We start from the raw sequence: 19,770 nt of genomic DNA, 5'->3' as shown, positions 1-19,770 counted from the left end.
TATTTGTGGCGTTATAGTGGTCTATAGTCATATTTGATAGTAAATGTAGTCAGTTTTGCCATTGAGCGAAATTGACGAATTCGTGATTCTAGCGTTTGTTTATAAGTGCCTGAAATTCAGGGACAAATCAATTTAAAGACGACACAGAGGTTATCAGGATGGCAGACTATAAAGCGCCCCTACGTGATATACAGTTCACCATGTACGAATTGTTGGACTATGAGCAACACTGGCAGGCTCTTCCCAAGTTCGAAGAAACCGGTGCGGATATTGCGAACGCGATTATGGAAGAGAACGCGAAGTTCTGCGAAAACGTTCTGGCTCCGATCAATCAGTCTGGTGACGCTGAAGGGTGTCAGTGGAATGATGGTGAAGTTACCACTCCAAAAGGTTTTAAAGAAGCTTATCAGCAGTTTGTTGAAGCCGGCTGGCCTTCAATGACTCACAGCCCGGACCACGGCGGTCAGGGGTTGCCGCCGTCGCTGGGTCTGGTTCTCAATGAAATGGTGGGTACTGCCAACTGGTCATGGGGCATGTACCCTGGCTTGTCGCACGGTGCGATGAACACGATTGAAGAGCACGGTACGGACGAGCAGAAAGAAGTGTACCTGACCAAGCTGGTTAGCGGTGAGTGGACCGGGACTATGTGCCTGACTGAGCCTCACTGCGGTACTGATCTGGGCATGCTGCGGACCAAGGCCGAACCCAATGCCGATGGTTCTTACGCTATTTCCGGAACCAAAATCTTTATTTCTGCCGGTGAACACGACATGGCAGAAAATATCGTCCATATTGTTCTGGCTCGTCTCCCGGATGCACCTGCGGGCACCAAGGGCATTTCACTGTTTATCGTTCCCAAGTTTAACATCGCAGAAGATGGCAGCGTAGCGGATAGAAATGGCGTGAGCTGCGGATCCATTGAGCACAAGATGGGTATTAAAGCGTCTGCAACCTGTGTCATGAATTTCGATAATGCCAAAGGCTATTTGATTGGGCCGCCTAACCGTGGCTTGAACTGCATGTTTACCTTTATGAACACCGCGCGTCTGGGCACGGCACTGCAGGGTGTTGCCCACGCTGAACTGGGTTTCCAGAAGTCTTTGGATTACGCTCGTGATCGTTTGCAAATGCGCTCTTTAAGCGGTGTGAAAAACCCGGATGGTCCGGCTGACCCCATTATTGTTCACCCGGATGTTCGTCGCATGCTGCTGACTCAGAAAGCCTTCGCCGAAGGTGGGCGTATGCTGATGGCTTATTGCGGTAAGCTGGTTGATATCATCAGCAACGGTGAGGAAGAGTCGGCGAAAGAAGCCGATGCCAAACTGGCGTTCCTGACACCTATTTGTAAAGCATTCCTGACCGAAGTGGGTTTTGAATCGGCTAACCACGGTGTTCAGTGTTTTGGTGGTCACGGCTTTATTTCGGAGTGGGGTGCTGAGCAAAACGTTCGTGATTGCCGTATTTCCATGTTGTATGAAGGCACCACCGGTATTCAGGCATTGGACCTGCTGGGTCGTAAAGTATTGATGAGCCAGGGTGAAATCATGAAGCCGTTCACCAAAGAGGTTCATAAATTCTGCCAGGCCAATGCAGGAAATCCTCTGGTGGCAACATTGGCTGAAGCTAACAAACAATGGGGTGAGCTAACCATGAAAGTGGGTATGGCGGCTATGGAAAACCCCGACGAAGTCGGTGCCGCATCCGTTGATTACCTGATGTTCTCTGGTTATGTAGTCCTCGGGTATTTCTGGGCTCTGGCTGCCACCAAGGCTCAGGCTGCACTGGATGAAGGTCGTGGTGACGCGGCGTTCTATACCGCTAAAGTACAGGCGGCTAATTTTTACTTCGCGCGTATTTTGCCTCGCACCGAGTCTTTGGCAACAACCATGACCTCTGGCGCCAGCAGCCTGATGGACATGGATGTAGAGTCTTTCGCTTTTTAATCGCGAAGACTCTGATTTATATGCCTGATTTACAAGAGGTTTTTCTCCAGGCCCGTCTCCGCTTTGATCGTCAAGCGGCAGAGGGGCTGGAAGCTTGTTTCCAAATAACAATCCCCGATGCCGGGGATTGTTATTTGGTGGTGTCTGATTCCCAGTGTTTTTTAAACGAAGGTATCAGTGACTCTCCAACGGTTATCTTGACTATGGATTTACAGACATTGATTGATGTTTTGAGCGGCACAGTCAATGGTATGCAAGCGTTTATGTTTGGGCGAATCAAGGCCGATGGTGATATGGCACACGCGACCAAATTGTCTGAGTTATTTCCTTTGCAAAAAACCTAGTCACATTGTGAACTTCGTGTGATGTCATTTTTGACAATAAATTTGGATGAATGGCAATTTTGCAGCCCAATTTAAAAAAAATAACAGACTTCAGAGACAACACATTATATTCAGTTTTTACCTATAAGCTGTTCTAACGGCACGATGAATAAAGACAAACCCAATAAAGTAAAACGCATCTGGTTAAATGGTTCAGTAGTGACTATCAGCAAGTTGCATTTTGTTTACAGATAAAAAAGATAAGGCATTCTTGCCTGGGAGGAAGAGTGAATACCAGTAATTTAGAAACCATCCCCGATGTGTTCCTCGCGGCGTTCAAAGAGTACAAGGATAAGCCCGCCTTTACTTGCCTGGGTAAAACACTCTCTTATGCTGAAATTGATCGTTACAGTGAGCAGTTTGCCAGTTATTTGCAAAATCACACTTCGTTAAAGCCTGGCGACCGGGTCGCGGTTCAATTGGCGAACATACTTCAATACCCCGTTGCCATGTTCGGGATCATGCGGGCAGGTATGATTCTGGTGAACACAAATCCGATGTATACGGAGCGTGAAGTTGAGCATCAGCTTAATGACTCTGGCGCAAAGTTGTTGGTGGTGATGTCAAATGTCGCCAGTCCGGCCGCTGCTATTATCCGCAATACTTCTGTAGAGCAGGTGATCGTCACTGATGCAGCCGATTTGCACGGTTTCCCGATGGGGCCGATCATTAACTTCGTTGCCAAACATGTAAAGAAGTTAGTCCCGGAATTTTCCTTTCCCAATCAAATCTCATTTAAAGATGCGTTAAAGAAAGGGGCCTCTAGCCCGTTGGCTACGGTCTCGGTTGATCCTTCAGATGTCGCCGTTCTGCAGTACACCGGCGGCACCACAGGGGTGGCAAAAGGCGCTATGTTGATGCACAGCAATATCGTATCCAACATGAAACAACTTGATGAGCGTCTGGGCAGTATGAACCAGCCGGGTGCAGAAACTTTCGTGGCGCCTTTACCTCTGTATCATATTTACGCTTTTACCATTCACTGCATGATGTTGGTGAGTACAGGCAATCACAGTATTTTGATTCCTAACCCAAGGGATATGGACGGTTTTGTGAATGCATTGAAAGGGCAGAAGATCACAGGGTTTGTTGGCCTCAATACATTGTTTAATGGCTTGTGCCACAACGAAGGTTTTAAAAAGCTGGATTTTTCCCAGCTTAAATTGACTGCGTCTGGCGGCATGGCTCTGACCAGTGATGTTGGCGATTTGTGGAAAAAAACCACGGGTTGTCAGGTTTCAGAGGGCTACGGCATGACGGAAACATCGCCGGTTATCAGTTCTAACCCACCGGATGATATTCGTCAGGGGACAGTGGGCACGCCGGTGATAAACACAGATATTAAAATCGTCGATGATGACGGAAACGAAGTTGCGCAAGGCGAGTCTGGTGAGCTGCTGGTTCGTGGCCCTCAGGTCATGAAAGGTTACTGGCAACGTCCAGAAGCGACGGCTGAAATCCTGAGTGAAGATGGCTGGTTAAAAACTGGCGACATGGCGGTTATTTCCAAGGACAGATACATCAAGATCGTCGACCGCAAGAAAGACATGATTATCGTGTCGGGCTTTAACGTCTATCCCAATGAAATTGAGGATGAAGTTTGCAAGCACCCAGGTGTGTTGGAAGCTGCAGCAATTGGTGTGCCTGATGCAAAATCTGGAGAAGCGGTTAAGCTGTTTATTGTTAAGGACGATCCGGCCTTAACCCGAGAAGATGTGATTGCCTTTTGCCGGACTCAACTGACGGGGTATAAAATTCCTCGGCATATTGAGTTTCGGGATGATTTGCCCAAGTCAAATGTGGGTAAAATTTTACGCCGTGAATTGAAAGAGGAAGAGAAGGCAAAAACAAGCGGTAAAGCCGCTTAACCCGATTGCGCGTTCTTTAATAAAAAAGGCAGCCAATGGCTGCCTTTTTTATGTCTATGGACACAGCCGCTTTCATTAATCGGCAATATGCACCAATTGCTTGCCGAAGTTCTTACCTTTGAGCATGCCTTTAAAGGCATCAACAGCATTTTCCAGACCTTCTGCGACAGATTCACGGTACTTAAGCTGGCCGCTCCTGACTTGCTCAGCGAGTAACTTGGTCAGTTCCTGGTGTTGATCCTGCCATTCGGTGACCACAAAGAAGCGATGCTCAGGTGGCTCAGCCAGAGCGCCGAATATGTGGAACGGTGTCTCGACCTTACCAATGTCTTCAGAATTGTAGGCAGAAACGTATCCGCAAATAGGGGCTCGTGAACCTTTGTTTAATAGTTGGGCAACAGCCTTGGTGACTTCACCGCCGACGTTCTCAAAGTACACATCGATACCCTTCGGACAAGCAGACTTGAGGTTCTCCAGCAGGTTGCCCTGCTTGTAATCAATGCAGTCATCAAAGCCAAGTTCTTCGACCACATAGCGACATTTTTCAGGGCCTCCAGCAATTCCCACCGCACGACAACCGAGTTGCTTGGCAGTTTGACCAACGACGGTTCCCACAGGTCCAGATGCAGCAGCAACCACTACGGTTTCACCGGCTTTGGGTTTGCCTACGTAGGTCAGTCCGCAATAGCCGGTGCGGCCAGGCATCCCTGCAACCCCCAAAAAGGCTTGTAGAGGAACACCGTCCGGTTGCACGGTATAAATCATCGCCTCGTTCTCATTTGCAATGTAGTACTCCTGCCAGCCCGAGTAGCTGGTCACTATGTCACCGACTGAGTATTTGGGGGTTTTGGATGCGATCACACGACCTACCGTTTCACCGGCCATGACTGCCCCGATGGCAACGGGGTCGACATAACTTTCAGTGTCGTTCATCCGTGGGCGCATATAGGGATCAAGAGAGAGCCAGAGTACCTGGATAAGAAATTCTCCGTCTTTTAATTCCCGCACCGGGTTGGTTTCCAGGGTGAGGTCTCCGTCCTGGAGTTCACCTTGTGGGCGTTTACTGAGAACGATTGAGCGATTTTGATACTGGGTCATATTGGGTATCCTCTATAGAAATGTTGTGTGCATTTTCTTGGTTAAAGTTGTTTCAGGAAGTGGATTAACCGCGAGTTAACCTCTTCGGGTTTTTCCTGCTGAATCCAGTGTCCACACTTCTCCAGCTTTTGTATTTCCACACCGGGTACGATGTGTTTCATCCGTTCAAGTTCACCGCCCACCATGGGAACCGGGTCTCTGTCGCCGTACAAGAATAAGGCGGGTTGGGTAATAGTATTGTTGCCGTAGTTGTTACTCAGTGCCCAGTTTCTGTCAATGTTGCGATAGTAATTGAGCGGGCCTCGTAAACCGTGTTGCGTAAACGCCTGGATATAATGATTGGCTTCAGTTTCGGTCATAAATTCTGGCAGTTGACCCGGGTCGGGCATGGCTTGAAAAAGCTGGGCATCATGGGGTTGGTCTTCTCGAGCGAATGTCCCGTTGCCCTCAGCGCTGACGGGCCACCAAAAGCTTCGCAAAAAACGTGGAATATCGCTTTCCAGCTCAGCTTCGGCGACCCCGGGTAGCTGGAAATACAGAATGTAATAAAATTTGTCAGCAAACAGTCGCTTAAAGCCCTCAGTGGGGGGGCGTGCAGATCGGCCACCGTAAGGAACGCTCATGGCTGCGACGGCCCGGACTCTTTCAGGGAATCGTAATGTTGTGTGCCACGCTGTTGGGGCTCCCCAGTCATGGCCGACACAGACAAAGGTTTCGTAATCCAATTGTGTTGCAATGTCAGCGATGTCGTCACTGAGGGCTACCTGACTATAGCGCTCAACGGCATCAGGCTTGTCGGTATCACCATAGCCTGGCATATCCAGAGCAACAGCCTTGAAGCCGGCTTTGGCTAAGGCGGGCAATTGATGGCGCCAGGAGTACCAGGATTCAGGAAAACCGTGTGTGAGCAATACCAGTGGGCCGCTGCCACAGCTCACGAGATGATAGCGCAGGCCGTTAACGTTCAAGTAAGAATCTTCAATCCTGTGCATTCTGGGATCCTGCTGTTAAGGCCTCAGTCGATGTTGAACTCAGCCTTTCTTTAGCGAGACAACATTCAGACATCCTAATGTGGAGTCTGAACGTTGTGGGTTTGAACATTGTCTTTCTGAGTACAGTCTTTCTTAATGTTGTAGATTGGGCGTGTGTATTAAAGTGCGGAAACGCCCCCATCAATCGCAATGGTTTGTCCGGTCATGTAGGTATTGCCTGGGGAGCACAGTAATAACATGACATTCGTGATTTCCTGGGGGAGGCCAAGACGCTTCATTGGCGCGCCACGGCTGAGGAAGGACTCCAGCTGTTCGGTGCCGCCAGCCGCTAATTCCGAATCGGTCACCAGTGGCGTCAGACTGAAGAAGGGACACACAGCGTTGACGCGAATACCCTTCTTGGCGTATTCCACGGCGGCGGTTTTGGTCAAGCCGATGACGGCGTGTTTGGCGGCAGAGTAGGCGGCGATTTTAGGCGCGCCACCGAGTCCGGCCATGGAGCTGACGTTGAGAATGACACCGTCACCCTGATCGTTCATCACGTTAAGCTGATGCTTCATGCCGTACATGACGCCCTTGACGTTAATGTCGAATTGGCGGTCAGCCACTTCTTCGGTGATGTCAGTAAAGGACATGAAACCCTGGCCGACACCCGCGTTATTGACGGCGATGTCCAGGCGACCGTAGATTTCAGTGGCGGCTTCAACCATGGCTTTGCACTCTGCCTCATTGGCAACATTGCACTTCATGGCCGTAACCGGCCCTTCAAGGCTGGCAGCGACAGCCTGTACACCGGCTTCGTTAACGTCGCCCAGTACCAGTCGGGCCCCCCGGCGTGAAAAATCTTCAGCCAGTTGTTTGCCAAAGCCACTGGCGGCTCCAGTAATCAGAATAACTTTATCGGTAAAATCGAGTAGTGGATCCATTGTTTTTTCCTGATGTTTTGAGAGTTAAACCGCAGTCATGCCACCATCAATGACCAGCTCGTGACCGGTCATGTAGGAGTTGTTGGGGTCACAGGCAAACAGCATCGCCTGTACCACTTCCTCAGGCTGGGCTACTCGTTTGAGAGCGGCGGTTTTACCAAAGTGTTTCAGCGCTGCTTCACGGTCTGGAAATTGAGCCAGAGTTTGCTCAAACATATCGGTCATGGTGATGAATGGGCAAACAGCATTGACACGGATGTTAAACTTTCCGTATTCAAAGGCGGCACTTTTAGTCAGTCCGATAACCGCGTGTTTGCTGGCTGCGTAAGCCGACATGAAAGGCGCGCCACCGACGCCAGCGACTGAGGCGATATTGCAGATAGCACCGCCACCCTGAGTTAGCATCTGTTGTATTTGATATTTCATACAAAGAAAAACACCCTGGACATTTATGTCCATTGTACGTTGGTATTCTTCCAGAGAAGTGTCCGCCAGCAGGGCGTGTTCAGGATCGATGCCGGCGTTATTGATCGCGGCATGCAAGTGGCCAAAACGCTCAACGGTTGCCGCCACAAAGGCTTTAACCTGATCTTCATCACGGACGTCACAAACCATGGTGAGCACGTCGATGTCATGCTCACGCAACTCATTGGCGAGCAAGGCAAGTTTTTCGGCATTGATGTCGCTGAGAGCCAGTTTTGCACCGAGCTTGCCAAATTGTTTGGCGGCTTCCTGCCCCAGGCCGCCACTGGCGCCGGTAATCAAAATAACTTGATCTTGATAGTTTTTCATATGGAGATTCTCTGTTGCGGAGGCTGCGATATTGCGGTGCGTCCAGACCAAATACCACGGGTTAGATGGTCATGCCGCCATCGACCACAATGCATTCACCATTGGTGTAAGAGCTGGCATCCGATACCAAATATAAAACGGTGCCAGCCATTTCTCTCGGTTCCGCGTGGCGTCCCATTGGAATTCCCTGCACGGCGGTTTTGTAGATGTCATCATTGGTAAAGAGCGCGCCTGCAAATTTGGTTTTCGTCAGGCCCGGCAGTAAGGCATTACAGCGAATCCCAAACTGGGCACACTCTTTAGCAAACGCTTTGGTCATATTGATGACGGCAGCTTTGGTAATGGAGTAGATTCCCTGGCCCATTCCCGGCTGTAAACCGTTGACCGAGGCGGTATTGAGAATGGCGCCACCACCGTGTTCACGCATCAGCTTGCCACCCTCGATTGACATAAAGAAGTAACCTCTGATGTTAACATCAACCGTTTTGTTGAATGCCCCCAGGTCGGTGTCCAGAATGTGGCCAAAGTAGGGGTTGGCGGCTGCGTTATTCACCAGAATGTCGAGTTTGCCGTAGGTGCTGCGGATGTGTTCAAACACAGCACTGATATCGTCCATATTGCCGATGTTACATGCAAAGGGTTCAGCTTTGCCGCCACTGGCCTTGATGCTGTCAGCCACCGCAGTGCAGTCTTCAATTCTGCGGCTTGAGACAATAACCTGTGCACCTTGTTCGGCGAGCAACTTGGCAATCTCTTCACCTATGCCGCGGCTAGCGCCTGAAACCAGAGCAATGCGTCCCGATAAGTCAAATAAGTTCGTAGTCATAGTGTTCTCTCTTGATAGGTCTAAAAATACGTCTGTCTGTATAGGCTAGGTGGGTGAATTTTTATCAAGGTTTTAGAATGACTTTACCTTTAACTTCACGATCCATGACTTTGTGCAGGGCTTTGGCGGTGTCTTTGAGGGGGAATACTTCGTCAACGATCACCTTAACACTGCCTTTGACGTACCAGTCCATCAGTTCCACCATATTTTCCATAAACGCTTTGGGCTCATGCTTGGTAAAGCTGCCCCAGAAAACACCGACCACGGAATAACCTTTAACCAGTGAAAGGTTCACCGGGAACTTGGGGATCGTGCCAGAAGCAAAACCAATGACGAGTAAGCGACCGTTCCACGCCATTGAGCGACTGCAGGCATCGAAGGCATCACCACCGACCACATCGTAGACAACATCAACACCTTTGCCGTCGTTGAGTTTTTTAAGCTCACTTTTAAGGTCGGTTTCGCTGTAATTAATCAAAATATCCGCACCGTTGGCTTTGGCGATGTCGAGTTTTTCCTGAGTAGAGCAGACCGCTACCACCTTAGCCCCCATGGCTTTACCGATTTGTACGGCAGCAAGGCCGGTACCGCCCGCGGCACCGGTGACTACCAGGGTTTCTCCGGGTTGCAGGTTCGCACGCTGTTTCAACGCGTGGTGGGCGGTAGCGTGAGCCGTAATCAAGCCTGCGGCTTCGTCATCCGGGATCGAGTCCGGCAGAGGCATCACCAGCATGGCATCAATGGCAACTTTTTCGGCGTAACCATTTAAACCCGCTAAACCAATGACTCGTTGGCCGACCTTCAGATGCTTGACGCCTTCACCCAGCGCACTGATGACCCCGGCGACTTCCATGCCAGGAGTGAACGGAAAGGGCGGTTTCATCTGATACAGCCCCTGAACCAATAGGCCGTCCGGGTAGTTGACTCCAATCGCAGTGATGTCCAGCAGAACCTGTCCCTTGCCGACAACAGGGTCGGGGACATCCTTGTAAAGCAGCTCTTCTACGGGGGCAAATTTTTCACAGATAATTGCTTTCATAACTCTCTCCTGAACCCTTACTGGTGTTCTTTTGAATATTTATTGATTAATGATGTCCAGAGCCATTTGGGCCAGTGGCAATACCATCGCACCGACGCGATTGGCGGCTTTATTGGATGCATTGCCATCGGCGGCTCGTTTGGCGACGCCCTGACAAATGGCGGCCAGGCGGAAAAAGCTGAACGCCAGATAAAAAGACCAGTTGTCGATCTTTTCAATCCCCATGCGTTTGCAATAGGCTGCTACATATTCTTCTTCTGTGGGAATGCCCAGATCGGTCGGGTTGATGCCCAGCAGACCAGACATCGTGTTTTTCTCACCGCTGGTGGGCAGCCGCAATTGCATGCACTGGTAGGCAAGGTCAGAGTAGGGGTGCCCCAGGGTGGAGAGCTCCCAGTCGAGAACGGCAATAATCTTGCTGTTGTCCTGAGAGAACATGACGTTATCGAGCCGGTAATCACCGTGAGTCAACGCTACCTTGCCATCGTCGGCGGGAAGATTTTCCTGCAGCCAATCGATGAGTTTGTCCATTTCAGGAATGGGTTGCAGTTCAGACGCTTTGTACTGGGAGGACCAGCGGCCGAATTGCCGCTCAAAGTAATTGCCTGGCTTGCCGTAGTCAGACAACCCGACTGCATCGACATCCACACTGTGCAGGGCCGCGAGGACACGATTCATTTCATCGTACATGGCGGTGCGTTGTTCATTACTGTCGATTTCAGGCAGCGCAGCCCCCCAGTAAATATGGCCATCGCAGAACTCCATGATGTAAAACATGGAGCCGATTACGTCGCGGTCTTCACACAAATGGAAGACTTTTGCCACAGGGACATCACTGTCTTTTAACGCGGCCAAAACACGGTATTCGCGATCGACTGCATGAGCTGATTTAAGCAGCTTGCCCGGTGGTTGACGACGCAATACATAAGTGCCTGAGGCCGCTTTGATTTTGAATGTTGGATTGGACTGCCCGCCAGCAAATTTCTCGGCGGTGACGGGGCCTTTAAACCCTTCTATGTGCTCTTCAAGATAACGGCTTAAAACTTCGGTATCCAGAGTGTCAACGGCAGTACTCATTCTTATCTCCGTTTCATTTTGTGTATGGTGCATAGTGTATAACGGGTGTTTTCGAAACGCGTTTAACGTTTAAAACCCCACTGCCTGAAGCAGGCAGTGGGGTCCGTGTCAGGTCGGCTCTACGCTGACTTTAAAAAACGTGTGTTCAAGAAATAGCCTTCACAGTACTAGTCTTCAAACTGTTTCATTAGGTTACGACCCAACTGCATCATATGCACCTGATCGGGGCCATCGGCCAAACGCAGAGTGCGCTGGCCGGCATAGGCATGGGCAAGACTGGTGTCCTGACTGACGCCGGCGGCACCGTGTATTTGAATCGCGCGATCAATAACATCCAGTGCCATGCTGGGGGCAACGATTTTTATCATGGCAATTAGATCTTTGGCCTCTTTGTTGCCTGCGGTATCCATTTTTTGTGCAGCTTTCAGAGTCATCAGTCTGGCTTGCTCAATTTGACAGGCTGAACGGGCAATGTCTTCACGCACGGATTGGTTCTTGGACATTGGCTGGCCGAAAACAACGCGGCTATTGGCGCGTTTGCACATCAGTTCCAGTGCCCGTTGTGCCGCACCCACCGAACGCATACAGTGGTGTATACGACCCGGTCCCAAACGCCCCTGAGCCACTTCAAAACCGCGGCCTTCACCGAGAATGATGTTGCTCACCGGTACTCGGACATTCTCAAAAATGACTTCCGCGTGACCTTCCGGTGCGTCATCGTATCCGAACACTTGCATCGGGCGAACGATGGTTACCCCCGGGGTATTCATGGGGACCAACACTTGAGATTGCTGCATATGGCGGTTGGGGTTTTCAGGGTCCGACTTGCCCATTACGATCATGATTTCGCAGGTTTTCCGGCAGGCGCCACTGATGTAAAACTTACGGCCATTGATCACATACTCATCGCCATCGCGGACAATTTGAGTTTCGATATTGGTGGCGTCTGAAGAGGCCACTTCAGGCTCAGTCATGGCAAAAGCCGAACGAATTTTTCCAGCCAACAGCGGTTCAAGCCATTGTTTTTTCTGTTCCTCGTTGCCGTATTTGGCCAATACTTCCATGTTGCCGGTGTCCGGCGCAGCGCAGTTAAAAACTTCCGGCGCCCAACCCACTTTACCCATTTCTTCTGCCAGTGGCGCGTATTCCAGGTTGGTCAATCCACCGCTGTACTCGCCATAAGACAGAGGCAAGAAAAAATTCCACAGGCCCAGTACTTTGGCCTTGGCTTTCAGTTCATCCAGAATGGGGGGGGTGGACCAGCGTTCTTGTGATAGCTGTTCATTGAAGAGATCCTGGTTGGGGTAGACATGCTCATCCATAAATGCACGCACTTGTTCTATCAGGCCTTTCACTTTATCGCTGTATTCGAAATCCATTATGATCTCCCTCAAAATATCTGTTTGTTATCTGTTGTTAATTGAAAACGGTAAATTGTAATGGTTATGCTTTGTTACAGGTTATGTGCTGACACTCTCAGCTGTACGTAATGTGCTGTTCGCGCTCCGGTGTATCCAGATGCGGAACGTGATTGAAACTGGTCATGCGCAACGCCTTGGGGTTAAAGTAACAATGGGCTATGGCAGTGTTCTTGATTTGTAAATTCAGCTCTATGACCGTTTGGCTGGGAGCCTGCAGAATCTGCCTGAGTACCATGGCAATGGCACCGCCGGAGCTGACAGCGACGATCTTTTGACCGTGAAATTCGGCTTGCAGGGTTTCAATGACGCTGCGCACCCGTTCTTCGAAGTGCTGCCAGGTTTCGTCTACGCCTTCACTGAGTTCACCGGATGACCACTTTTGCATGCCTTTTTTTAACAGCTTGTAGAAGTCTGCAGCGGGCGCGTTTCTGTCGAGGGCTTCAGCAGGGTGCTGTTTGATATAGGCGTTGATCAGGCTGTGAAAATCAAATTCGTTCAGGCCTTCAAACACCTTGAAGTCCGGTGATGACAACTGCAAGCCCTGAGCGATGCCCTCTGCGGTTTCACGATGTCGGACCAGAGTGCCGGTGAGGATGCTGTCTACCTGAAGGTTACGTTGGCGAAAGTATTCGCCCAGCCATTGTGCCTGTTGGTGACCAAGTGGAGACAGTTTGTCATAGTTGTCAGACCTGAAGGACGCCTGTCCGTGCCTGACAAGGTAAAGTTCTGCCATCCGTTGTGCTCCCGTTATTCAATATTGCGGAAATGACTTGGTAACAGAGCTTAGTCCCCACCTGATTATATTGAAAATTTATTATGTGAATTCGGTAATATTCATGTATCTTATGGCTCTAGTGAGCGGTCCATGGCTGAACGCAGCACCGTTTTTAGGTGGGATTGACGGTTTTAGGCAGGCCTGCCTGCTATTGGTAAGACAAACTGCCAGAGAATTGGGCAGAGACCTAGAGAGGATTTATGCGACTGAGTCAGGTAGATTTAAATCTATTTATCGTCTTCGATGCGATCTATCAACAGCGGAATTTAACGCGTGCTGCAGAGGTTTTGTGCATTACGCAGCCTGCCGTGAGCAATGCTCTAGGACGTCTGCGTAATACTCTGAACGACCCTCTGTTTGTACGGACGTCACAAGGCATGAGTCCCACACCCATGGCTGAAAATATAGTCGGGCGGGTTCAGGAGGCGCTGCAGTTGCTCAATACCAGTGTCACTGAAGGGGAGGTGTTCCAGCCGGATCAGGCTGATAAAGCGTTTCGGCTGAGCATGAACGACATGGCGGAGGCGATGATTCTGCCGGGTCTGCTGGAGACCTTGCAGGAATTGGCACCTAATGTCAGTGTTGAGTGCTACCACGTTCCTCGCGATCTGGTGGAGCGTGAGCTGGCGGCCGGTTCACTGGATTTTGCGTTGGATGTCCCGTTGATTTCCGGTACTCAAATTTGTACGGCCTCTATGGTAAAGCAGCGATACGCGTGCGTTGTCCGTAAAGATCATCCGTTCGTGAATGATTCAATCACCCTGGACGAGTTTCTGGAGCTGGATCATATTCTGGTCTCTTCACGTCGCAAGGGGATGAGTTACGTCGATGTTGCCCTCAACCGCCTGGGACGTCATCGAAAAGTGAAAGTGAGGGTACAGCACTATCAGGTTGCCCCCATGCTCGTGGCCAAAACCAACCTGGCACTGACCATACCGATGAGCATGGCGCAAAAGTACGACATGAAAGTGTTAGAGCTGCCTTTTTCACTTCCGGCCCTTGATTGGAACCTGTATTGGCACACCAGTGCGGATCAGGACAAGGCTAATATCTGGATGCGGTCATTACTCCTGGATCTCAATCTTTAAAAACATGGGTGTTGGGGGACGGGGAGGCTTTGCGGGACTGGAGAGGTCATCCATCTTAGCTGTGCCGAGATGGCACGGTCGTGTCGCCGTTATCAATGCCGCTGCCCGGCGCATGGCCGCTTTACGGCTATAAAACCACGAACACCGCATATCTTACTGTACAATGCTGTTTGATCGCGACGGCGTTTTGTCAGGGCTTTCCCCGCATAACTCATAAGTCGACCATGACGACAAGCTCAGCATAACTACACCGCTGGACGTGACGGCCTGGGCTCTTTGGTCTGCCGTGTCAGGCCGACGCCCTCGAAGACAGCCCCTTGGACATTGCATGTCTCCCTGCAGGCAAGTAAATTGGGGCTTTTCTCACAAAAGACCGGTTCAATGACAAAATCTTCCCGAACAGACTCTTTAATTACCATGGGCGGCTCTTCTTCAGATGCCCGCTATCGTTTTTTGGTCGAGCGTTCCGGGGATATTATTTCAACTCACCGGCCGGGGGATTGGGCTTATACCTCCTTAAATCCGGCCCTGGAGCGCATGTCAGGGTATACCGCTGAGGAATTATTGGGGCGCCCTGCGTATGAGCTGTTTCACCCCGATGATGCAGAGGCGATGAAAAACAAATTGATTCCGGCCATTTACCATCATGGGGCACGGACTTTCCGCTATCGTAGCTGCAATAAAGACGGCAGTTATTCGTGGATGGAGTCTACCCACAGTTCTGTCCGCGATGATGAGGGTCAACTGATCGAAATTATCGCCATTACCCGAAATATTTCAGCTCAGGTGAACGCCGAAGAATCTACCCGATTGCTCGCTTCGGTGGTCGAAGCGTCGTTCGCCATGATTTTATTCTGTGATCGTCAGCATCGTGTCAATTATATGAACCAGGCAACCCGTGATGTGCTGTATGTGGCGGGGATGGATGAGCGGCCTTATCTCAAGGATCTGTTGGGAGCAGAGAACTACGCTGAAGTGGTGGAGTCCGCTTTTTCCCAGGCGGATATTGATGGCAGCTGGAACGGGGCTCTGCGGGTGCGTGCCCCGCAGGCTCGAGATCGTTATCTGCTGTTAGAAGAGGTGTTGGCCTATTCGAAAGCGGAATTGGGTAAAAAGGGTAATTATTACTCGCTGATTATTCGCGACAGTACTGAGCAAAAGATGATTGAGCGGCGAGTGCGTGACCAGCAATCGGATTTGATTCACGCTTCCCGGTTGACGACATTGGGGGAGATGGCAACGGGACTGGCTCACGAAATTAACCAGCCTCTGGCCACTACCCTGAATTACGCTCGGGGGGCGGTCAGGATGCTGGATGATGGGCAGCGTTTATCAGAAGAACACCTGCATAAGGTGTTTGATATAATTGTTCGGCAGACACAGTTGGCTGCGGATATCGTCAAGCGGTTGCGCAGTTTTGTGAAAAAAACACCTTATCAGCGCAGCGAATTTAGCCTGCAGCAAGTAATACAGGAAGTTCAGCAACTATTAGGCCACGATCTTTGGAGTAACCGGGTTACTTTAGAATATAATTTGCCAGAAACTGCGGCCAATGTGATCGGTGACCGGATTCAAATTCAGCAGGTACTGTTTAATTTGATACGCAATAGTATGGACGCGTATCAGGAGTCCAATTGCGACGACCGGATCGTCTTGATCGGCATCACCATTGACGATAAGGATATACTGATGACCCTGCAGGATTTTGCCGGTGGTATTGATGAAAGCCTGCGAGAGACGCTATTTGAACCGTACGTTACCCTAAAAAGCCATGGGTTGGGCATGGGGTTATCCATCTCAAGATCCATTGTTGAGGCGCATGGTGGTCAAATAGTGGTCGATATGGATCACCCGCCGGCCACTTCATTTACGGTGAAGTTACCCCGGGCAGGATGTTGAACGCGGGTAGATGGCAGTGGATTGTTGAGCTCGACGTGTCAGGTTGTTGAGTGAGAGGCATAAGAACGACTGCCAGAAAGCAGCATAATGACGCTTGCGAACAGGGCAGCACAAGGGCGTTTTGCGAAGATAGCCTACAATTTTGAGCCAACAGTTAAGTTAATGTTGAGACCGCTTTCACGCTGTACTGGATACACAGAGAGCTTCTACAATGCCAATTTATGGCACTTAAGGATATTTTGTGACGATACAGCAAACCGTATTTATTGTTGATGATAATCAGGACTTTCGTGACTCACTGGCCTGGTTGTTGGAGGGGGCCGGTTACCAGGTGAAAGCCTTCGAAAGTGCCGAAGATTTTTTGTTTACCTACCGTCAGGAGCCTGGCTGCCTGTTACTGGATGTGCGCATGTCCGGGATGAGTGGGCTGGCTTTGCAGCAGGAGCTTATTCGCCGTGGAGAGGTCATTCCTGTGATCATTATTACCGGACATGGAGACGTGCCCGTCGCAGTACAGGCAATGAAAAACGATGCGGTGGATTTTATCGAAAAGCCCTTTGAAGACACTGCCATGCTGTCTTTGATTGAGGACACACTGTCGAGTACCGCGGAACAGTTTGAGCAGCAACAGCGTAAAGCCGAAGTGCTGGCGTGCTGGTCTGAGCTCAGTCGCAGGGAGCTGGACGTGGCCAAGTTGGTGATGAACGGCTTGGCAAACCGGGAAATTGCTGAACAGTTGGGGATCAGCATTAAAACGGTCGAAATACACCGCAGTCGGGTGATGTCCAAAATGCAGGTTAAAAGACTGGCCGAGTTTATGGACAAGGTGTCGCTGATTAAACACGAGCTATAAAGCATTTGGGATGCTTTCCTTTCCGCGCTTGTAGTTAAACCAAGCGTTTAACTTTCCCTGCACTCTGCAGAATGAACGGACTAAACGGACCAGACAGGAGTTACAGAAGTTGACAAATGCCCTGATTTTATCGGGTGGCGGCGCTCGTGCGGCCTATCAAGTGGGAGTCTTATCAGCAATTAATGATTTGTTGCCTTCAACAACCCGCAATCCCTTTCCTATTATCTGCGGGACTTCTGCCGGTGCTATTAATGCATTGGCGCTTGCCTCACACACGGGGCACTTCTATGAAGCGGTTGATGATCTAAATAAGATCTGGACCAATCTCAGTACCGATAAAGTCTTTAAAACTTCCTGGCGCGATTTAATGTGTGGCGGTGGGCGTTTATTCATGTCCCTTTTTAATGAGGGAATGAGCAAAAAAAGATCACTGGCGTTGCTCGACAATGAACCCCTGAGAGCTTTCCTTAAGGATTATATCGATTTTGATCAGCTGGATGTGGGCTTGCAGCGAGGTGACCTAAAGGCCGTGTGCACGACCGCCATGAATTATTCCACCGGCGAATCGGTCAGCTTTTTTCAGGGGGACAAAACGGTGGAAGGTTGGCGGCGGTACCGCAGAACCGGTGAGCCTGCCAAGTTAACACTGGATCACTTGATGGCATCTGCCGCCATTCCAGGAATTTTTCCGGCGGTGAAATTAGGTCTGGATTACTTTGGGGATGGGGCCTTGCGTCAGGTTGCCCCGATCAGCCCGGCATTGCACATGGGAGCGGATCGAATTTTTGTCATCGGTGTCTCCAACAATCGCGACCCTTTAAGCCGTACCAAGCAAGTGCCCCGAACAAAGCACTCACCGTCAATCGCACAAGTCTTTGGTCAGCTCTTTAACAGCGCTTTCATTGACGGCCTGGAGGGGGATCTGGAACACCTTGAGCGGGTTAATGCACTGCTCAAACTCATTCCTGATGAGGTGATGGAGGAGCAAAAAACGCAGTTGCGCCCAGTGGATACCATTGTCATCTCTCCGAGTAAGGCCTTGGACAAATTGGCGGGGCGAAAAATTCGCCATATGCCAAGGAGTGTTAGAATGTTCCTCAGGTCTGCCGGAGCCACCAATAAAGGGGGCGGGGCAGCAACCACCAGTTATCTGTTGTTTGAGAAACCCTACCTTGACGAGCTGATGGAGCTGGGTTATCAGGATGCTATGTGGGAGAAAGACAATATCCAGGCATTTTTTGAGGTTTAGTTTTTGAGCAGACTGCGGATTAATCAGTTAACCTCCTGGCGCTCTGGCATTTATGTTTTTTTAATCGCGTTGCTTGCGGTGTGGGCCGCCTCCTGGCTTTCTGTACGGGCTGAAACGCAGTCCTTGAGTGCGAGAGCTGCGCATGGGGCTACGACAGAAAGCCAGGAAAAAGGGGGGCTGCCGGTACCGATCGTGATTGGTGTCGAAGACAGCTGGCCACCGTTTGCCGATGAGCAAGGGCAGGGCATTAGCACCGACATTGTCAAAGCTGCTTTTGCCAGTGTGGGTCAGCCAATCAAGCTGATGGTTATGCCTTACGCCCGGGTGTTACGAGAGACGGAGGCCGGTGTTATTGCGGCCGGTTATAACGTCACGCGTCAGGCCAGTACTCAGCAGCGTTTTATCTTTGGTAAAACACCGATCTTGCGAGCTTCTGCGTCCTTTTACTACTCCAATGCCACATCTCTTGTTGACAGGTCTCCCGAGCAGGAATTCATAGACTCAACTACTGAGCAAGCGTTAACACCCGGCGATTCCACCAGTAGCGACATTCCCCCCAAAAACTATGCGTCTGCCAAAGAGATCCCCGATGGTGAGCGAGTCGCGTTAATTCTCGGCTACGAATACGGGGATACCTATGAGGCTCAGCATACCCGCTTCAGGGAGTATCGCGTGGCCAGGCAAAAGCAGATCATCCGTATGCTTTTGGCCGGGCGGGTGGACATGGCGGTTTTATTCGATCGGGTGGCCACGCACACGATGGAAGAGCTGGGCTTGCCAGAAAATGTCTTAAGGCGCGGTGCTCAAAATCATGTCAGTGAGATTTACGTAGCCTTTTCCCGAGAGCACCCCGAATCGGAAAAATACGCGGCAATGCTGGATCTGGGTCTGGAAAATATCAAAAACAGCGGGGTCTATGACGCGATTATGTCGAAGCCTCGATGAGGGCCGGGTTCTACCCGTGCAGCGCTTGCGCTGTATACCTGAGGACCGGTGATGGTTCAGTGAAGACTATGTCCAGTTTTAAAACTGGTATTGCTGCAGACGTTGGGGGGCAACTGTGAAAGAAGTGTGTTTACTGTCATTGGAACAGGCCGGGATCGTCTTGTGTGGCGACAGCGGGGTGTTTTACTGGAATCGGGTCGGAGTGGACAATCCTAGCAATCCCTTAAATTCAACACGTCGGGAGGAAGGTTTTTTTGTGCCCATATCCAACGATCCGCCGTTGGATCAGTCGGAATTGTCCCTCGTCCCCAGATTGAATGAGATCGCCAGCAGGTCCCAGGAGCTGACTCCTGGCATGGTCAATCAACTCGATGACCTTTTGCATGAGGTCTCTTCCAGTGATGCCATCAGTGTGGACGCCTCAAAACTGAAAGCGTCAGCCCCTGGCTGGGTGTACCTCAACATCATGGCGCAGGGCGAATTTAGTTATTTTAGCGGTTTTGGTGGTGAGGGAGGAAACCTGCAGGGGGTGTTAACCTGGCCCTGCAGGGAATCATGACCCTTGTCGCTGCAGCCGTAAAGGCTGGCAGCCCGGA

General features: G+C 50.5%; 18 protein-coding genes and 1 pseudogene. 10 read left to right on the top strand and 9 right to left on the bottom strand.

From position 1 onward, the window contains the following. Positions 1-158 precede the first annotated feature (158 nt). From G8770_RS07975 to G8770_RS07965, 3 genes are all read left to right on the top strand, one after another. Positions 159-1,943, top strand: coding sequence for an acyl-CoA dehydrogenase C-terminal domain-containing protein (locus G8770_RS07975; protein ID WP_167184429.1), 1,785 nt, complete (start codon positions 159-161; stop codon positions 1,941-1,943). Between the two features lie 20 nt (positions 1,944-1,963). Further along, positions 1,964-2,287: an SCP2 sterol-binding domain-containing protein gene (locus G8770_RS07970; RefSeq protein WP_167184426.1), complete on the top strand. Its 324-nt coding sequence runs from the start codon at positions 1,964-1,966 to the stop codon at positions 2,285-2,287. A 266-nt stretch (positions 2,288-2,553) separates the two neighbouring features. Then, a complete protein-coding gene (locus tag G8770_RS07965; protein WP_167184422.1) occupies positions 2,554-4,194 on the top strand; it encodes an AMP-binding protein in 1,641 nt (546 codons plus the stop codon). Between the two features lie 75 nt (positions 4,195-4,269). Here G8770_RS07965 and G8770_RS07960 read toward each other — a convergent pair whose 3' ends face one another. The 9 genes from G8770_RS07960 to G8770_RS07920 all read right to left on the bottom strand — a co-directional run bounded on the left by G8770_RS07960 (position 4,270) and on the right by G8770_RS07920 (position 13,098). Continuing rightward, positions 4,270-5,292 (bottom strand): NADP-dependent oxidoreductase, encoded by a 1,023-nt coding sequence (locus G8770_RS07960; RefSeq protein ID WP_167184419.1) that lies wholly within the window; start codon positions 5,290-5,292, stop codon positions 4,270-4,272. A gap of 41 nt (positions 5,293-5,333) precedes the next feature. After that, positions 5,334-6,284 carry an alpha/beta fold hydrolase gene (locus G8770_RS07955; protein WP_167184415.1) on the bottom strand — a complete coding sequence of 317 codons (951 nt, stop codon included), beginning with the start codon at positions 6,282-6,284 and terminating at the stop codon, positions 5,334-5,336. A 158-nt stretch (positions 6,285-6,442) separates the two neighbouring features. Beyond that, entirely contained in the window at positions 6,443-7,210 is a 768-nt protein-coding gene (locus G8770_RS07950) for an SDR family NAD(P)-dependent oxidoreductase (protein ID WP_167184412.1), read from the bottom strand. A gap of 24 nt (positions 7,211-7,234) precedes the next feature. Further along, positions 7,235-8,002 carry an SDR family NAD(P)-dependent oxidoreductase gene (locus G8770_RS07945; RefSeq protein ID WP_167184409.1) on the bottom strand — a complete coding sequence of 256 codons (768 nt, stop codon included), beginning with the start codon at positions 8,000-8,002 and terminating at the stop codon, positions 7,235-7,237. A gap of 61 nt (positions 8,003-8,063) precedes the next feature. Then, positions 8,064-8,828 carry an SDR family oxidoreductase gene (locus tag G8770_RS07940; RefSeq protein WP_167184406.1) on the bottom strand — a complete coding sequence of 255 codons (765 nt, stop codon included), beginning with the start codon at positions 8,826-8,828 and terminating at the stop codon, positions 8,064-8,066. A 64-nt stretch (positions 8,829-8,892) separates the two neighbouring features. Next, positions 8,893-9,867 (bottom strand): NADPH:quinone oxidoreductase family protein, encoded by a 975-nt coding sequence (locus tag G8770_RS07935; RefSeq protein WP_167184403.1) that lies wholly within the window; start codon positions 9,865-9,867, stop codon positions 8,893-8,895. A gap of 39 nt (positions 9,868-9,906) precedes the next feature. After that, complete coding sequence (locus G8770_RS07930; protein WP_167184400.1) at positions 9,907-10,944, bottom strand: phosphotransferase; 1,038 nt, start codon at positions 10,942-10,944, stop codon at positions 9,907-9,909. Positions 10,945-11,111: 167 nt separating this feature from the next. Next, entirely contained in the window at positions 11,112-12,323 is a 1,212-nt protein-coding gene (locus G8770_RS07925) for an acyl-CoA dehydrogenase family protein (protein WP_167184397.1), read from the bottom strand. A gap of 97 nt (positions 12,324-12,420) precedes the next feature. Beyond that, positions 12,421-13,098, bottom strand: a complete 678-nt coding sequence (locus tag G8770_RS07920) for a histidine phosphatase family protein (RefSeq protein WP_167184394.1) — start codon at positions 13,096-13,098, stop codon at positions 12,421-12,423. A gap of 242 nt (positions 13,099-13,340) precedes the next feature. Here G8770_RS07920 and G8770_RS24110 point away from each other — a divergent pair. From G8770_RS24110 to G8770_RS07890, 7 genes and pseudogenes are all read left to right on the top strand, one after another. Further along, positions 13,341-13,529: pseudogene (locus tag G8770_RS24110) on the top strand (LysR family transcriptional regulator); the annotation flags it as partial. A gap of 3 nt (positions 13,530-13,532) precedes the next feature. Then, positions 13,533-14,228 carry a LysR substrate-binding domain-containing protein gene (locus G8770_RS07915; RefSeq protein ID WP_243760347.1) on the top strand — a complete coding sequence of 232 codons (696 nt, stop codon included), beginning with the start codon at positions 13,533-13,535 and terminating at the stop codon, positions 14,226-14,228. A gap of 381 nt (positions 14,229-14,609) precedes the next feature. Beyond that, positions 14,610-16,127 carry a PAS domain S-box protein gene (locus G8770_RS07910; protein WP_167184387.1) on the top strand — a complete coding sequence of 506 codons (1,518 nt, stop codon included), beginning with the start codon at positions 14,610-14,612 and terminating at the stop codon, positions 16,125-16,127. Positions 16,128-16,368: 241 nt separating this feature from the next. Beyond that, entirely contained in the window at positions 16,369-16,980 is a 612-nt protein-coding gene (locus G8770_RS24520; protein ID WP_167184384.1) for a response regulator, read from the top strand. A 109-nt stretch (positions 16,981-17,089) separates the two neighbouring features. Next, entirely contained in the window at positions 17,090-18,229 is a 1,140-nt protein-coding gene (locus G8770_RS07900) for a patatin-like phospholipase family protein (protein ID WP_167184382.1), read from the top strand. Between the two features lie 3 nt (positions 18,230-18,232). Then, the gene (locus G8770_RS07895; protein ID WP_167184379.1) at positions 18,233-19,174 is read left to right on the top strand and encodes a substrate-binding periplasmic protein; all 942 of its coding nucleotides are present in this window, start codon (positions 18,233-18,235) and stop codon (positions 19,172-19,174) included. A gap of 115 nt (positions 19,175-19,289) precedes the next feature. Continuing rightward, positions 19,290-19,733 carry a DUF6210 family protein gene (locus G8770_RS07890; RefSeq protein WP_167184376.1) on the top strand — a complete coding sequence of 148 codons (444 nt, stop codon included), beginning with the start codon at positions 19,290-19,292 and terminating at the stop codon, positions 19,731-19,733. Positions 19,734-19,770 lie beyond the last annotated feature (37 nt).

This window comes from Pseudomaricurvus hydrocarbonicus, from assembly GCF_011602365.1.
GTDB classification, from domain to species: Bacteria; Pseudomonadota; Gammaproteobacteria; order Pseudomonadales; family Cellvibrionaceae; genus Pseudomaricurvus; species Pseudomaricurvus hydrocarbonicus.
This window is presented reverse-complemented; position numbering and strand designations above follow the sequence as displayed.

What these genes read in the sequence shown, in the direction of transcription:
- G8770_RS07975 (WP_167184429.1), top strand. Translation starts at nt 159, where the DNA reads ATGGCAGACTATAAAGCGCCCCTACGTGATATACAGTTCACCATGTAC.
- G8770_RS07970 (WP_167184426.1), top strand. Translation starts at nt 1,964, where the DNA reads ATGCCTGATTTACAAGAGGTTTTTCTCCAGGCCCGTCTCCGCTTTGAT.
- G8770_RS07960 (WP_167184419.1), bottom strand. Translation starts at nt 5,292, where the DNA reads ATGACCCAGTATCAAAATCGCTCAATCGTTCTCAGTAAACGCCCACAA.
- G8770_RS07955 (WP_167184415.1), bottom strand. Translation starts at nt 6,284, where the DNA reads ATGCACAGGATTGAAGATTCTTACTTGAACGTTAACGGCCTGCGCTAT.
- G8770_RS07950 (WP_167184412.1), bottom strand. Translation starts at nt 7,210, where the DNA reads ATGGATCCACTACTCGATTTTACCGATAAAGTTATTCTGATTACTGGA.
- G8770_RS07945 (WP_167184409.1), bottom strand. Translation starts at nt 8,002, where the DNA reads ATGAAAAACTATCAAGATCAAGTTATTTTGATTACCGGCGCCAGTGGC.
- G8770_RS07940 (WP_167184406.1), bottom strand. Translation starts at nt 8,828, where the DNA reads ATGACTACGAACTTATTTGACTTATCGGGACGCATTGCTCTGGTTTCA.
- G8770_RS07935 (WP_167184403.1), bottom strand. Translation starts at nt 9,867, where the DNA reads ATGAAAGCAATTATCTGTGAAAAATTTGCCCCCGTAGAAGAGCTGCTT.
- G8770_RS07930 (WP_167184400.1), bottom strand. Translation starts at nt 10,944, where the DNA reads ATGAGTACTGCCGTTGACACTCTGGATACCGAAGTTTTAAGCCGTTAT.
- G8770_RS07925 (WP_167184397.1), bottom strand. Translation starts at nt 12,323, where the DNA reads ATGGATTTCGAATACAGCGATAAAGTGAAAGGCCTGATAGAACAAGTG.
- G8770_RS07920 (WP_167184394.1), bottom strand. Translation starts at nt 13,098, where the DNA reads ATGGCAGAACTTTACCTTGTCAGGCACGGACAGGCGTCCTTCAGGTCT.
- G8770_RS07915 (WP_243760347.1), top strand. Translation starts at nt 13,533, where the DNA reads ATGGCTGAAAATATAGTCGGGCGGGTTCAGGAGGCGCTGCAGTTGCTC.
- G8770_RS07910 (WP_167184387.1), top strand. Translation starts at nt 14,610, where the DNA reads ATGACAAAATCTTCCCGAACAGACTCTTTAATTACCATGGGCGGCTCT.